13 protein-coding genes and 1 other annotated feature are annotated in these 14665 nt (G+C 50.5%); of the genes, 11 read left to right on the top strand and 2 right to left on the bottom strand.

Going from position 1 to position 14665, the window contains the following annotated elements; all coding sequences use genetic code 11:
- Position 1 precedes the first annotated feature (1 nt).
- From EGV91_RS13180 to EGV91_RS13140, 9 genes are all read left to right on the top strand, one after another.
- Entirely contained in the window at positions 2–844 is an 843-nt protein-coding gene (locus tag EGV91_RS13180; RefSeq protein ID WP_135504465.1) for a fumarate hydratase, read from the top strand.
- A gap of 12 nt (positions 845–856) precedes the next feature.
- On the top strand, positions 857–1411 hold the full coding sequence (locus tag EGV91_RS13175; protein WP_135504463.1) for a Fe-S-containing hydro-lyase: 555 nt from the start codon (positions 857–859) through the stop codon (positions 1409–1411).
- 13 nt (positions 1412–1424) lie between these two features.
- Positions 1425–2315 (top strand): NAD(P)-dependent oxidoreductase, encoded by an 891-nt coding sequence (locus EGV91_RS13170; protein WP_158290616.1) that lies wholly within the window; start codon positions 1425–1427, stop codon positions 2313–2315.
- Between the two features lie 136 nt (positions 2316–2451).
- Positions 2452–3117, top strand: coding sequence for a GntR family transcriptional regulator (locus EGV91_RS13165; RefSeq protein ID WP_135504459.1), 666 nt, complete (start codon positions 2452–2454; stop codon positions 3115–3117).
- Between the two features lie 51 nt (positions 3118–3168).
- Positions 3169–4233 (top strand): tartrate dehydrogenase, encoded by a 1065-nt coding sequence (locus EGV91_RS13160; protein WP_135504457.1) that lies wholly within the window; start codon positions 3169–3171, stop codon positions 4231–4233.
- 236 nt (positions 4234–4469) lie between these two features.
- Positions 4470–5162, top strand: coding sequence for a class I SAM-dependent methyltransferase (locus EGV91_RS13155; RefSeq protein ID WP_241666187.1), 693 nt, complete (start codon positions 4470–4472; stop codon positions 5160–5162).
- Positions 5163–5190: 28 nt separating this feature from the next.
- The gene (locus EGV91_RS13150; protein ID WP_135504455.1) at positions 5191–6612 is read left to right on the top strand and encodes an SLC13 family permease; all 1422 of its coding nucleotides are present in this window, start codon (positions 5191–5193) and stop codon (positions 6610–6612) included.
- A gap of 37 nt (positions 6613–6649) precedes the next feature.
- Complete coding sequence (locus EGV91_RS13145) at positions 6650–7831, top strand: CaiB/BaiF CoA transferase family protein (protein ID WP_135504453.1); 1182 nt, start codon at positions 6650–6652, stop codon at positions 7829–7831.
- 24 nt (positions 7832–7855) lie between these two features.
- Positions 7856–9031 (top strand): acyl-CoA dehydrogenase family protein, encoded by a 1176-nt coding sequence (locus tag EGV91_RS13140; protein WP_135504451.1) that lies wholly within the window; start codon positions 7856–7858, stop codon positions 9029–9031.
- A gap of 64 nt (positions 9032–9095) precedes the next feature.
- On the opposite strand, the gene EGV91_RS13135 is transcribed toward EGV91_RS13140, so the two are convergent.
- On the bottom strand, positions 9096–10529 hold the full coding sequence (locus EGV91_RS13135) for a M20 family metallopeptidase (RefSeq protein WP_135504449.1): 1434 nt from the start codon (positions 10527–10529) through the stop codon (positions 9096–9098).
- 235 nt (positions 10530–10764) lie between these two features.
- Positions 10765–10990 (top strand) — a binding site (T-box leader).
- A gap of 95 nt (positions 10991–11085) precedes the next feature.
- Here EGV91_RS13135 and EGV91_RS13125 point away from each other — a divergent pair.
- A complete protein-coding gene (locus EGV91_RS13125; RefSeq protein WP_135504445.1) occupies positions 11086–12249 on the top strand; it encodes a pyridoxal-phosphate-dependent aminotransferase family protein in 1164 nt (387 codons plus the stop codon).
- Positions 12246–13832 (top strand): phosphoglycerate dehydrogenase, encoded by a 1587-nt coding sequence (gene serA, locus EGV91_RS13120; RefSeq protein ID WP_135504443.1) that lies wholly within the window; start codon positions 12246–12248, stop codon positions 13830–13832. Before EGV91_RS13125 ends, serA begins: the two co-directional genes overlap by 4 nt.
- Positions 13833–13922: 90 nt before the next feature.
- Here serA and EGV91_RS13115 read toward each other — a convergent pair.
- The coding region (locus EGV91_RS13115) for an HAD family hydrolase (RefSeq protein ID WP_135504442.1) at positions 13923–14665 on the bottom strand (743 nt) is incomplete at its 5' end.

The following is a 14665-nucleotide window of genomic DNA, read 5'->3' as shown; positions in this document are numbered from 1 at the left end:
CATGAAGGAAATCCACTATAAAGACATCGTTGAGGAAGTGGCCGGAATGTGCCAGCGTGCCAATTACAATTTGGGTGATGACGTCTATTCGGCATTCAAAAAAGCGCTTTCCTCTGAGCGGTCGGAAACCGGCAAGGAAGTGCTTGCGCAATTGATTGAGAATGCCGATATTGCACAAGCCGAACAAGTGCCGATGTGCCAGGATACCGGTACAGCGGTTTTCATCGTGGAGCTTGGGCAAGACTGCCACGTGACGGGCGGACTTTTGGTCAATGCCATTAACGAAGGCGTCGCGAAAGGCTACGGAGAAGGCTATCTTCGAAATTCGATGATTTACAATCCGTTGAACCGGAAAAACACCGGCAATAATACACCGGCCATCGTCCATATTGAACTGGTGGAGGGCGATCAGATGGTATTGCATATGACGGCGAAAGGCGGAGGCGCTGAAAATATGAGCGCATTGAAAATGCTCAAACCTTCTGACGGCATTGAAGGGGTCAAGGAGTACATTCTTTCAGTTGTTAAAGTGGCGGGGCCGAATGCCTGCCCGCCGCTGATCGTCGGCATCGGAATCGGCGGCAACTTTGAACGCTGCGCCTATCTGGCGAAGAAATCACTGTTCCGGCCAATCGGCATACGCCATCCAGACCCTGACGTAGCGGCACTCGAAGAAGAGTTGATTGCTTCGATAAACCGTTTAGGAATCGGACCTCAAGGCATGGGGGGCAGTACGACAGCACTCGATGTAAAAGTAGAAGCGGAGTCATGCCATATTGCCGCATTGCCGGTTGCAGTCAATCTGAACTGCCATGCCAGCCGCCACCAGACGGCTGTGCTTTAAGGAGGAAGGCGAATGGTCCAGAAGAAAGTTACGCTGCCATTAACAGAAGAAGATATCGAATCATTGAAAGCGGGTGATCGCGTGCTGCTGTCAGGAATCGTCTATACGGCGCGTGATGCGGCCCATAAAAGGATGGCAGAACAAGAGCGGCAAGGGATCCCTTTGCCGTTCGAAGTCAGCGGCCAAGTGATTTATTACACCGGCCCGACGCCGGCAAAGCCCGGAGAAGTGATCGGTTCTGCGGGGCCGACAACGAGCGGCCGGATGGATTTGTATACGCCGGCATTGCTCGAAAAAGGGCTTAAGGGAATGATCGGCAAAGGCTACCGCAGCGATGAAGTGAAAGAGGCGATCAAGAAAAACCGAGCCGTCTATTTCGGGGCCGTCGGTGGAGCAGCAGCGCTCATTTCCCGATCAATCAAATCGGTTGAAGTGATCGCTTACGATGATTTAGGGCCAGAAGCGATCCGCAAGATGGCGATAGTAGACTTCCCGGTATTTGTCATCAACGATGCGCATGGCGGAGACATTTACCAAGAAGGCGTCGAGAAATACAGAGAGCAATAGAGGAGGACGGATAATGGTGAGAGCAGGGATTATCGGACTCGGCAATATGGGGGGCCGGATGGTTAAACGTTTGCTTGAAGGAGGTGCTGAAGTCGGCATTTACGATGTGAACCAGGAAGCCATTGAAGCGATGGTCAAATTGGGAGCAGAAAAAGCGGAAAGCCCGGCCGACTTGGCACGGAAATTTCAATACATCATCACTGTCCTGCCGAATGTTTACATCGTCCAAGAGACGCTGCAAGGCAATAATGGTTTGATGGATGGCATGAACGGGGAAAGCTTGCTCATCGAAATGACGACATCAATCCCTTCCGTAACGAAAGAGTTGAGTGCAGCGATGAAGGCGAAAGGATTGCGCATGATTGACGCACCGGTTTCAGGCGGCGTCAAAAAAGCGGAGAATGGCACCTTATCAATCATGGTCGGCGGAGAAGAATCGGATTATAAGGAAGCCCTTCCGTTGTTGGAAATGCTCGGGGAAAACATCAATCATGTCGGGGCTGCCGGTGCGGGGCATACCATCAAAGCGCTGAATAATATGATTTCTGCGACTACGCTTGCAGCGACCGGGGAAGCGATGGCGCTCGGTGTCAAGCTGGGGCTGGATCCGGCAAAAATGCTTGATGTCATCAACACCAGCACAGGCAAAAGTTTTTCCAGTGATTTCAAATTCCCCAATCAGGTATTGACAAGAAATTTCGAAGTCGGCTTCACACTGGACCTGATGGTCAAGGATTTAAAGATTGCCATGAGCATGGCTGAGCAGGAAAGTGTGCCGATGTTCATTTCGGGTGCTTCGTTTCAGCTATGGAAAAAAGCCTGGACCGAGGGCCGTGGAAGCGAAGACCATACGGCTATCATCAAAAGCATCGAAGAAATGTTCAATGTAGAGATAAAAGGATGACTGAATCCCTTCGTGCCCAACACCGTGGATTAGTGTTAAAATTACTTCATCATTCTTAATTTGAAGGCGTTGTTGGCATACCAGCAATGCTATGCCACAGCCGATTTAGAAGAGAACAGTATTTGAGGGGTGCCACATGGAGAAATTCAGATTAACGGAACAAGACAGGGCTACATTGCAATTCAAGGTTACGACAAAGCTGCGTGAGCTAATTTTAAAAGGCGAATTCAAAATGGGTGAGCGCTTGATGCAAGAAGAGTGGGCGAAAAAGCTTGGCGTCAGCCGGATGCCTCTCCGCGAAGCTTTGCGCCAGCTGGAAGTGGAAGGCCTTGTCAGAATTGAGCCGAGAAGAGGCGCGATTGTAACGCCTGTTTCGATTGAAGATATTGAGGAAATCTATCAGCTCCGTGCTTTGCTGGAAGGCGAAGCAGTGGTTAAGGCGCTGCCTTTCCTGGGCGAGGAAGAGATTAACGAGCTGGAAAACATATATGGGCGCATGCTGATGCTGAAAGCGGATGAGCACGATATGGAAGAATTCATGGCTTTGAATTCCGATTTTCACCGCATCATCCGTGAAGGGTGTCCGTGGAGACGAATCCAAGGGTTTATCGAAACGCTGTGGAAAGGCATTCCGCCATATACGCCGAGCTTGCTGGCAGACCATTTGTCGGAATCGCATAAAGAGCACGGCCAAATGCTTCAAGCCATCAAAGATAAAGATGCTGAAAAGCTGCGGCAAGTGACCGTGCAGCATATTCTGCGCACAAAAGGCAATTTGATCCAGATGATCAGCGACAAATAATTGTTCGATCCAGAATGTTGAAATAGCGCTTAGGGAAAAGGGGGAAATTTCATGAAGAAATTGGCTATTGCCGTAATACCAGGAGACGGAATCGGGAAAGAAGTCGTGCCGGAAGCATTGCGTGTCCTTGATGCTGTGGCAGAAATTCATGGCGGCCTTGAATTCGATTACAGCCATTATCCGTGGAGCTGCGAATATTATATTGAGCATGGAGAAATGATGCCGAAAGACGGGCTGGAGCAAATCAGCCAAAGCGACGCAATTTTTCTTGGGGCGGTTGGGGATCCAAGCCTCGTACCGGACCACGTCTCTCTTGCGGGGCTGCTGCTGAAAATCCGTCGGGAATTCCAGCAAGTCATCAACGTCCGGCCAGCGAAAATGCTGGAAGGCATGGTTTCACCGCTGAGCCGGCCCGAAAATTTCGATATTATGATTGTCCGTGAAAACAGCGAGGGCGAATACAGCAGCATTGGCGGCCGGGTCCATAGCGGCGAAGATGAAGTTGTTGTCCAAAATGCCGTCTTTACTAAAAAAGGCGTTTCCCGTGTCATGCAATACGGTTTTGAAATTGCGCAACAAAGAGGCGGCAGTTTGACCAGTGCGACCAAATCGAATGGCATTGCCCATTCGATGCCATTTTGGGACGAAGTATTTAACGAATTATCCGCGAACTATCCTGATGTTAAAACGAATAGCGAGCACATCGATGCGCTCTCCGCATTTTTCGTCACGAAGCCACAAACACTGGATGTGGTGGTGGCAAGCAATTTATTCGGTGATATCCTCAGCGATATTGGAGCGGCAATCATGGGCAGCATCGGCATCGCGCCAGCTGGCAACATCAACTTGAACGGGAAATTTCCGTCTATGTTCGAACCGGTGCATGGCTCGGCTCCGGATATTTACGGAAAAGGCATCGCGAATCCGATCGGACAAATCTGGACGGCGAAAATGATGCTCGACCACCTCGGTGAACCGGAAATGGGTGCCCTGGTGTTGCTGGCTATTGAAGAAACGCTGCAGCAAGGCATTAAAACAGGCGATATCGGAGGCAATTCGAATACGAAAGAAGTGACCGATGCTGTCATAGCAGCGCTTAAAAGAAAGTCCAACTAAAATCAGCAGGAGATTCGGCAGTATTTATCATCGGAATTGATAGATGGGCAAGCCGAATTTCCTGTTATCTATATTTACAATAGTCGGAATTTTTAGTAGTATTAGCTTTATACTTATATTGTATCCAATATCCACAGAACTTGTTAAAATTCCATTGTAAAGAAAGCGCTCTCATTAGATTTGGTTTTGCTGTCAAGAATTGCAATTGAAAGAAAGTGGGAAACGAGGTGGAAAAGATGTCCGATAAAATGGCGTTCGATTCCGATATAGCACAGGAATATGATAAAGGCGTGAGGCGGACATTGCCGACGTATGACCAGTTATTGCGGTTATCGCATACGTTTCTGAGGTCCAAATTGGAGGCGGAAGCGGCTGTTCTAATAGTAGGCGGTGGAGGCGGCAATGAACTGAAAACGTTCGGACCGCCAAACCCCGAATGGTGTTTTACTGCAGTGGATCCGTCAAAGGCGATGCTTGAAGCCGCGCGCATGAAAGCGCAGCAGAACGATATGGAGGAACGGACAATCCTGATCCACGGAACGGTCGAAGATGTTCCGGAAGAAAAGCTTTTTGATGCGGCGACTTGTCTGCTGGTCCTTCATTTCGTAGCAGAAGTAGAAGATAAGCTTATGCTGCTGAAAAAACTGAGATCACATTTGAAACATGGCGCGCCTCTTGTGCTGGCCAGCAAATACGGTGACCCGCAAGACGAGGAGTTCCAGGAGCAGGTGGCATTATGGAAAAATTATTGGCTAGATATGACCAATTTATCAGAGGAGAAAGTCGAGAACTTGATGAAAAGCACATTGGTGGAAGCCTCGATTCCGGAAGAAAAGCTGCGGGATTTACTGATGGAAGCCGGATTCCAAAAAATCACGAAGTTCTTTAAAACCAACCATTTCGGCGGCTGGATTTGCTATGCCGGTTGAACAGCAGCAAGGAAAGGCGTGAAGTGCCATGAAAAGATTCGCCATGAACGATTATAAGGCGTTTGCATCTTTCACATTTTCCGGCGCTGTCTTTTTGCTGTTATTTTTCGGCTTGCCGGATGCATTTTCACACGACGCAAAAGTGATGACGGCAATCATCGTCTCGGGCATCATTTTGTGGGCGTTTGAACCCGTGCCGATCGGCTTGACCGCTTTGATCATCCTGCTCGCCATGCTCATATTAAAAGCGGCGGACTCAGCGGTTGTCTTCAGCGGATTCGCTTCACCCGCAACTTATTTGATCGTGGCGGGCATGATGCTTGCAACGGCAGTCAATGAAACCGCGTTAATCAGAAGGATGACCTATTGGATTTTAAAAAGATGGGGCAGCAGCCCGGAAGGATTGCTTGGCAGCATCATCATCATCCAGCAACTCCAGGCATTTTTCATTCCTTCGACTGCAGTTCGGTCGGCTCTCATCCTGCCGGTGTCTTCGATGATCATCGAAACGACACAGGCAGGGGCAGGAAGCAATTTGCGGAAGATGATCATGCTCGGTGTAGCGTTCGGCGGCATCATCAGCGGCACGTCCGTCATGACCGCCGCCATCGGCAACATTCTCACGGTTGAACTGCTGGACCGCTTTGCAGGAATTAAAATTACGTATTTCCAATGGTTTTATTATACCTTCCCATTATGGATCATCCTGATTCCAGCAATATGGCTGATGTTGCTGAAAACTTTTCCGCTGCCTCCGGAACAACGCTCTTTTCCGGCAATCCGCGAAGAGATGGGCGATAAACTGAAAGAGCTTGGCCCAGTTACGCCGGGCGAAATCCGCGGTATGCTGATTCTTTTGTTCATCGTCATGTTATGGCTGACCGAACCGATTCACGGCATGCACCCGAGCCTGCCCGCTTTGATCGGGGTGGTGCTGATGGCATTGCCAAAAATCGGTGTCGCGGACTGGGAAACCGTCGTCAAGATCAATTACAATACCGTGCTGCTGATCAGCGTCACGCTGTCGATGGGCTATGCATTTGCCGACTCGGGCGCAGCCGGTACAATCAGCGATTATTTAAGCGTCGGATGGTTTACCGGCTTGCTGCAGAATCCACTGATGGCAGTGGTGACCGTTATTTTATTGTCCCAGCTATTCCATAAACTGATTTCCAATGTCGCGACCGCTGTCGTGGTTCTGGTGCCGATTCTGATCAGCGTGGCGCAGAACGCAGGCATCGATCCAATGGCAATCGGATTCACGACCGGGCTTACATGCCTTTTCGGTTTTGTGCTCATTGTCGAGTCGATGCCGAATCTATTGGCGCACAGCACCGGAATGATCAAACAGAAAGATTTTTTGAAGCCTGGCTTATACGCAACAGCGATATCCATCGCCGCTACCATTCTAGTCGCCGCAACTTGGTGGCAATGGATCGGCTTGGTATAGCGTCAACTAGAACCGAAATTCAAAAGGAGGGAAAGTCATGTTGCCTTTACAGGGAATTACAGTGGTTTCACTCGAACAAGCCGTGGCCGCGCCGTTTGCGACGCGCCAGCTGGCGGACTTGGGTGCGCGTGTCATTAAAGTGGAAAGGCCGGGGCCGGGGGATTTTGCCCGCGGCTACGACAAGACGGTCAAAGGGTTATCAAGCCATTTCGTCTGGACAAACCGTTCGAAAGAATCGATTACGCTCGACTTGAAGCACGAAGAAGCGAAGAATGTATTGGATAAACTATTGTCGGAAGCCGATGTCTTTATCCAGAATCTTGCGCCGGGAGCGGTGGACCGCCTCGGCTTCAGCGCACAGGAACTGCAAAAGAAATACCCGAAGCTCATCATCTGCTCCATTTCGGGCTACGGGACTTTCGGGCCTTATACCAATAAAAAAGCTTACGATTTGCTGATTCAATGCGAAGCGGGGCTCGTGTCGGTAACCGGAACGGAAGAAACGCCTTCAAAAGCGGGGATTTCCATCGCGGATATTGCTGCAGGCATGTATACGTACACGGGCGTGTTGACAGCGATCATTTCTCGCTACAAAACAGGGAAAGGCGCCATTATCGAAGTATCGATGCTCGAAGCGCTGGCTGAATGGATGGGCTATCCGCTGTATTATTCTGCTTACGGAAAATCGGAGCCTAAGCGGACAGGAGCGAGCCACGCCACCATTTATCCATACGGCCCATTCAAAGCGGGAGACGAAAAAATGGTGTTTCTCGGCATCCAGAACGAGCGCGAATGGGTGCAGTTCTGCAAAGAAGTCTTGAACAAGGCCGAAATCGCAGTGGACGAACGCTTCAATAACAATTCCAACCGCGTCGCGAACAAAGATGCGCTGCGGGCGATCATCGAATCGGTCTTCCAACACATGGACTCGGATGCTATTATCGGGTCGCTGGAAGGAGCGAAAATTGCCAATGCCCGCTTGAATACCGTTACCGAATTGGTGGACCATCCGCAATTGCAGGCGCGCGGCCGCTGGCGGGAAGTGGATTCGCCAGTGGGTATGCTGAAAGCTTTGCTGCCGCCAGTGACATCAGATGAATTTGACACGGTCATGAACCCGGTGCCGGCGGTCGGAGAACACACCGCGGCTATATTAGAAGAATTCGGTTTTGACTATGAAGAAATGCGTCCTTTTACAGAGGCAGATCAAAAGAATTGAAAATGGGAAGGGATGGGGAAGAAGATGGCGGGTTTAAGTGTGCAGGAACGGGAGCATTTGCGTGGGGAAGTCCGGAATCTATGTTCGGCATTTCCGAATGAGTATTGGAGAAAGTTAGATTTGGAACGGGAGTATCCGTATGAATTTGTCGACGCACTGACGAAAAGCGGTTATCTTTCGGCGCTGATTCCAGAACAATACGGCGGCAAAGGCTACGGTATGACGGAAGCGACGATCGTACTGGAAGAAATCAATCGGTCGGGCGGCCACGCAGCAGGCTGCCACGCGCAAATGTATACGATGGGTGCATTGCTGAAGCACGGCAGCGAAGAACAAAAAAGCAAGTACCTGCCGGGCATTGCAGACGGCAGCATCCGCTTCCAGGCGTTCTCTGTGACAGAGGAAGCGGCAGGTTCCAATACGACAGCGATTCAGACATTTGCCGAGAAGACCGATGGCGGCTATATCGTCAATGGCCATAAAAACTGGACAAGCCGTGTCCTGCAATCGGATTTGCTGATGCTTCTGGCTCGCACAACGCCTTCTGAAGAGTTGGGCGACAAGAAAACCGAAGGCTTGAGTTTGTTCCTTGTCGATTTGCGGGAAATCCGCGAACAACAGCCTGAGACGTTTGTGACAGAACCGGTCCGCGCCATGTTCAATTACGCGACGAACCAGGTTTGGTACAAGAACATGAAGATTCCTGCAGATTCCTTGATCGGTGAAGAAGGAAAAGGCTTCCGCTACGTCCTCGACGGCATGAATGCCGAACGTACGCTATTGGCGGCTGAAGCGATTGGCGATGGCTATTTCTTCATCGATAAAGCTACTGAATACGCCAATAGCCGAGTGGTATTCGACCGCAAAATCGGTATGAATCAAGGCATCCAATTCCCGATTGCCAAAGCCTACGCCGCCATCAAAGCTGCAGACCTGATGCGCTATGAAGCAGCACGCAAATACGACGAAGGCGAAAAGTACGGCGAACAGGCGAACTTGGCGAAATACTTATCGAGTGAAGCGAGCTGGCAGGCAGCTAACGTCTGCGTGGATACGTTCGGCGGCTATGGTTTTGTCGATCAATACGACGTAGAGCGCAAATTCCGCGAAACGCGGATGTATCAAGTGGCGCCGGTCAGCAATAATATGGTGCTGGCGTTCCTCGGGCAGAACGTGCTCGGAATGCCGCGCTCTTATTAACAATTACACAAAAGCGCCCGGCCATTTGTTGGCGGGCGCTTTTAATTTGCACATTGCTGTGTGATTATTTGGTTGCAGATGGCTTGACGCTTTGTGGAATCGGATTGGTGTAAGGCTCTTTTGACCGTTTTTGATGATGTTCTGCTTTGGCCTCTTCAAGTGCTGAGCCGTTTTCGAAAAGGTGGATGGCAGCCTCCGCCATCGTACGCGCTGCAAGCAATGTGCCGCTGTGGGCGAACGTGCTGAGGCCTTGCGTGACCATCTGCCATGTATGCAACGGTGTGCCGAGTGCACTGGTTGCAGCAGTCAATTGAGCGGTCGGCACCACCCAGCTGACGTCCGAGACATCGGTGGAGCCAGGCATCGTTTTGTCGGAAGGCTCGTAGCTGGAAATGATGTCCGACAGGAACTTCCCTTCAAATTCGCTTCCATCGCCGCTATACCCGAAGCTTTCCATGCCGCCGACGAAATTTTTCTTTTCACCTTCAGACAAACTGTCCCAGATGCCTTCCGCGAACGTTTTTTCTTCTGCTGTCGGGTGGATGGGACCGGCTGTCTGCAGCTTATCAAAAAGAATGCTTTCAAGAACGCGGTTCGGTTCATAATTGGAGCAGGCTTTGTCAAACACGATGGACATCTCGGTTTCTGTCATCAACGCTGCCCCTTCCGCGATTTTGCATACACGCTTGTAGATGTCATCCACTTGCGCAACTTTCGGTGCACGGAGCAAGTACAGGACTTCCGCTTCCGATTGCACGACGTTCGGGGAAATGCCGCCGCTATTGGTGATGGCGTAATGCATCCGTGCTTCTGGAATGACATGTTCACGCAAGTAATTGACGCCGACGTTCATCAGTTCAACGGCATCCAACGCACTGCGCCCGAGATGCGGCGAGTTCGCGGCATGGGAAGCGATGCCTTTAAAGCGGAAATAAACCTGATAGTTTGCCAGGCTCGATAAGCTCATGATGGTGTTGACATAAGAAGGGTGCCAAGTGAACGCCGCATCGAGGCCGTCAAAAACGCCTTCGCGCACCATGAACGTTTTGCCCGAACCACCTTCTTCAGCAGGGCATCCATAGAACACGACAGTCCCTTTAATATCATTTTCCTCAAAATAAGATTTAACGGCGTAAGTGGCAGCAAGCGATCCGGTGCCAAGGAGGTTATGTCCGCAGCCATGGCCATTGCCGCCCGATTCCAGCGGTTCCTGGGAAACGCTGTGTGCTTTTTGGCTGAGCCCCGCCAATGCGTCAAATTCACCGAGAAAGCCGATAACCGGTTTTCCTTTGCCGAACGATGCGGAAAAAGCGGTTTCGATTCCGCCAATGCCGCGTTGCACTGTAAATCCTTCTTTCTCGAATTCATCCGCCAAATAACGGGAAGATTCGAATTCCAAATAACGGGTTTCGGGATGCTGCCAGATGAATTTGCTGATTTCCTCAAAACGGTTCCGGTTTAAAGCCAGGTAGTCCTCAATTGAAAATGCATGGGCCATCACATACGCCTCCTTCTGAATTATCTTTCAAGTATAACAAATTCAGTCCGAGAAACTTCAGCTGGCTGTAAAATGCTGCGTTCCCCCTATCTAAAGAAAAAATTTTATTCATCGATTGGAGCCTTAAGGCACAAAGGATTGCCTGAAATGAAAACGGTTCCAAAGAAAGCTGAAAATTTAATATATATTGACAACTTAAATCAATTTGTTATGATGAATTCAATTAAAGATTCAAATAACTATTTTGATGGAGACAAGCAGACGGCAGAGGAATCTCAAGAGAGCTGATGGGTGGTGCAAATCAGCGGTTCCGGCAGTAGGCAGCACTCCTGAATAGATGGGCTGAACTCCAGTAGGCCCTTCCGGCTCGTGTCCGTTACGCATGTGAACCAATGAGGCTGTTCCACGGTGGAGCAGCGAATTAGGGTGGTACCGCGAATTGAAGGCTCTTCGCCCCTTACATTTTTATGTAGGGGGTGGAGAGCCTTTTTTTAGGTCCAGCTCCGGATGCTGATGTTCCGTATACCGTTTTGAATACGAAAGGGGAATGACCATAATGCTGACAGATCAACAAATTTTAAGAATCCCAGGGCCATCGCCAATACCGCCGAGTGTTGCCCGTGCCATGAGCCAACCGATGATCGGCCACCGCGGCCAGAGCACTTCCGATATGATTGCGGATATCCGACCGAAATTGAAGAAAGTTTTCGGCACGCAGCAGGAAGTCATGATTTTGACCGGAAGCGGTACGGCCGGCCTTGAAACGGCAGTCGTCAATGCGGTTGCACCCGGCGAAGAAGTCGCGGTCATCGTGACCGGCGCGTTCGGCGACCGTTTTGTGAAAATCTGTAAAGCTTATGGACTGACAACGCATATATTCGAAGTGGGATGGGGCACTGCGGCAAATCCACAAAAAGTGAAAGAATTCTTGAAAGAAAAACCTCTTGTAACGGCAGTGTTTTCGACGTTCTGCGAAACATCAACAGGTGTTTTGAATCCTATAAAAGAATTGGCAGCAGCAATCAAGGAAGTATCCGATGCCTTGGTCATTGTAGACGGGGTTTCCTGTGTAGCCGGCACCGCGACAGAAATGGATGAATGGGGAATCGATATCGTCGTTACCGGTTCCCAGAAGGCATTTATGCTGCCGGCCGGTTTGGCCTTTATCGCTGCCAGCGAGCGGGCGTGGGAAAAAGTGAACGCCAATCCGCAGCCGCGCTTCTACCTCGATTTGGCGAAGCACCGGGACAATATCCTTAAAGATACAACGCCCTTCACACCGGCATTATCGATTTTATTCGGCTTGCAGCAGGTGCTTGAGCTGCTGGAAGAAGAAGGGCTCGAAAACGTCTATGCCCGCCATACGCTGATGATGAACATGACGCGCGCGGCATTTAAAGCGCTGGGCGTGCCGCTTTTGACAACGGACGCGGACGCTTCTCCGACCGTGACGGCAGTCAAGCCGGAAGATTTCGATCCGGAAACGTTCCGCAAAGTGATGAAAACCGAATTCAATCTTGAACTTGCAGGCGGACAGCAAGAGCTGGCAAAGAAAATTTTCCGCATCGGCCATATGGGTTATTGTTCGCCCGCAGATATGCTGCAGGCCATTGCGACGATGGAAATCGGCATCGTCAAAGCAGGGAAGAACATTGAACTGGGCACCGGCGTGCGTGCAGCACAACAAATTTTCTTGGATGAAGGGAAGTCTGCGCAATGAATTATAATATCTTGATCAGTGATCCGTTAAGTGAAGATGGCATATACCCGCTGCGCCAAGCAGACGGCTTTGATATTACGATCGAGACCAATATGACGCCTGAGCAATTGGGGGAGCGCATCGGTGATTTTGACGCGTTGCTTGTCAGAAGCCAGACCCAAGTGACCCGCGCCATCATCGAAAAGGCGAAGCACTTGAAAATCATCGGCCGTGCCGGTGTCGGCGTTGATAACATCGACCTCGAAGCTGCGACGGAACACGGCATCATCGTCGTCAATGCGCCAGACGGCAACACCAACTCAGCAGCTGAGCATACGATGGCGATGCTGATGTCGATGGCCCGGAAAATTCCGCAGGCGTATTATGCGCTGCGCAACCATAATTGGGACCGAAAATCGTTTGTCGGCGTCGAATTGAAAAACAAGACGCTTGGCGTCATCGGACTCGGGCGCATTGGAGCGGAAGTGGCTGCACGCGCCAAAGGGCAGCGGATGAACGTCATCGCGTACGATCCGTTCCTGACACCTGAAAAAGCGGATAAGATGGGCGTCGATTTCGGCTCGGTCGAAGACGTGGTGAGAGCTGCGGATTTCATCACCGTCCATACGCCTTTATTGAAAGAAACGCGGCATCTCATCAATGCGAAAGCTTTCGATATGATGAAGCCCGGCGTGCAGATCGTCAATTGCGCCCGTGGCGGCATCATCGATGAAAATGCTTTGTATGACGCCATTAAAGCAGGGAAGGTAGCGGGAGCGGCGCTTGATGTCTTTGAACAAGAGCCGATGGTCGATTTCCGGCTGCTCGACTTGCCGGAAGTGGTGGCAACTCCGCATCTTGGCGCAAGCACGATAGAAGCGCAGGAAATTGTCGCTGTTGATGTCAGCAATGATGTCATCCGCTACTTTACAGAAGGCACCGTGCGCAATTCGGTCAACCTGCCTTCTGTGCCGAAGGAAATCATGGCGCAGATCGAACCGTATTTTGATTTGCTGGAACGCTTGGGCATTTTCTTGGCGGATTTGGCAGACGGTACCGCCCAGGAAGTGAATATCCAGTATTCAGGTGAGTTGGCAAACGTCGAAGTCGGGCCGCTGACGCGCAATATGCTGAAAGGCCTTCTGAAACGCTATTTGGGCGAAATCGTTAATGACGTCAATGCCATGTATTTTGCCAATTTAAAAGGCGTTACTGTAAATGAAAGCAAATCGACTGCGGCGAAAGGCTTCACGAACTTGATCACCGTGGAAGTCAAGACGGCCAACGGAACGCGGAAAGCAGCTGGAACGCTATTGAATGGCCAAGGCGCACGTATCGTCAAAGTTGATGATTTTCTTGTTGATGTTGTGCCAAAAGGCAACCTGCTCTTTATCCGCCACAATGACCGCCCGGGCGTTATCGGCCGCGTCGGAACATTGCTGGGACAGGAAAATGTCAACATTGCGACGATGCAAGTGGGGCGTTCGAATGCTGGCGGAGATGCAATCATGATGCTGTCGATCGACAAACCGGCTGAGCAAAGCAGCCTCGACCAGTTGACGGAATTGGCGGAAATCGAAAAGGTGACCGCAATCAATTTATAGTATTTTAAAGGACAGTCGAGTATAGAGCTGGCATCATAAGAAAAAGAGGCACATCGGAAATAATACCGATGTGCCTCTTTGCCGCGATTTTTATAGGTGTTCCTGTTCCAGCAATTGCAGCAATTCCTCCAGGTGCGCGATTTCATAGGTAGGTTTAATGGTGTCATGGGGAGCTTTTCCTTCACGGTTGACCCAAACAGAACGGATGCCTGCCCCTTCTGCACCGATGATATCAGTCATCAGGTTATCACCAACCATCAGCACATCTTCTTTTGCATAGCCGAATTTTGCCAACGCATATTCGAAGATGCCAGGATCCGGTTTGCCTTTGCCGAAATCGCCGGAAATGACGATATGGGCAAAATAAGGCACGATTTCAGGCGTAATTTCAAGTTTGATATTCTGCAGGCCAGGAGAACCATTCGTTAGCAGCAGAAGGTCATATCGTCCCTTCAGCCCTTCCAGTACTCTCATCGTTTCATCGTATAGGACGGGATGTTGTTTGCGTGCTTCCGGAAAATGGTCCGCCAGCTGCTGCCCAAGAGCGGGGTCGTCGATGCCGATGCGCTTCAATCCGCCGGTCCAGGCGGAACGCCGGTACTCCGGAACGATTTTCTTCATTTCCTGGAAATCGGTGCCTGCATCATCGAAAGTTCCCCATAGACCTTCGAATGGGTTGATGCCGATCATTTTCGTGAAGTTATATGTCGGGTAGGAAGCATACAATTCACTCGCTTCTGCGCGAACCGCACTTTCAAGGCCGGTGCAATCCGACCCGCTGAGGGACTCTGCCATTTCACAGGTTTTCTGGAACGCCAGCTCTACGCTTTTTT

This window comes from Planococcus koreensis, from assembly GCF_004761975.1.
In the GTDB taxonomy this organism is placed as follows: domain Bacteria; phylum Bacillota; class Bacilli; order Bacillales_A; family Planococcaceae; genus Planococcus; species Planococcus koreensis.
Note: the sequence above shows the minus strand (reverse complement) of the source record. Positions and strands in the feature narration are given on the sequence as shown.

Bases quoted from the DNA above. Each gene is read 5' to 3' on its own strand.
- EGV91_RS13135 (WP_135504449.1), bottom strand. From the start codon at position 10,529: ATGGCCCATGCATTTTCAATTGAGGACTACCTGGCTTTAAACCGGAAC.
- EGV91_RS13145 (WP_135504453.1), top strand. From the start codon at position 6,650: ATGTTGCCTTTACAGGGAATTACAGTGGTTTCACTCGAACAAGCCGTG.
- EGV91_RS13140 (WP_135504451.1), top strand. From the start codon at position 7,856: ATGGCGGGTTTAAGTGTGCAGGAACGGGAGCATTTGCGTGGGGAAGTC.
- EGV91_RS13160 (WP_135504457.1), top strand. From the start codon at position 3,169: ATGAAGAAATTGGCTATTGCCGTAATACCAGGAGACGGAATCGGGAAA.
- EGV91_RS13150 (WP_135504455.1), top strand. From the start codon at position 5,191: ATGAAAAGATTCGCCATGAACGATTATAAGGCGTTTGCATCTTTCACA.
- EGV91_RS13175 (WP_135504463.1), top strand. From the start codon at position 857: ATGGTCCAGAAGAAAGTTACGCTGCCATTAACAGAAGAAGATATCGAA.
- EGV91_RS13125 (WP_135504445.1), top strand. From the start codon at position 11,086: ATGCTGACAGATCAACAAATTTTAAGAATCCCAGGGCCATCGCCAATA.
- EGV91_RS13170 (WP_158290616.1), top strand. From the start codon at position 1,425: ATGGTGAGAGCAGGGATTATCGGACTCGGCAATATGGGGGGCCGGATG.
- EGV91_RS13180 (WP_135504465.1), top strand. From the start codon at position 2: ATGAAGGAAATCCACTATAAAGACATCGTTGAGGAAGTGGCCGGAATG.
- EGV91_RS13165 (WP_135504459.1), top strand. From the start codon at position 2,452: ATGGAGAAATTCAGATTAACGGAACAAGACAGGGCTACATTGCAATTC.
- serA (WP_135504443.1), top strand. From the start codon at position 12,246: ATGAATTATAATATCTTGATCAGTGATCCGTTAAGTGAAGATGGCATA.
- EGV91_RS13155 (WP_241666187.1), top strand. From the start codon at position 4,470: ATGTCCGATAAAATGGCGTTCGATTCCGATATAGCACAGGAATATGAT.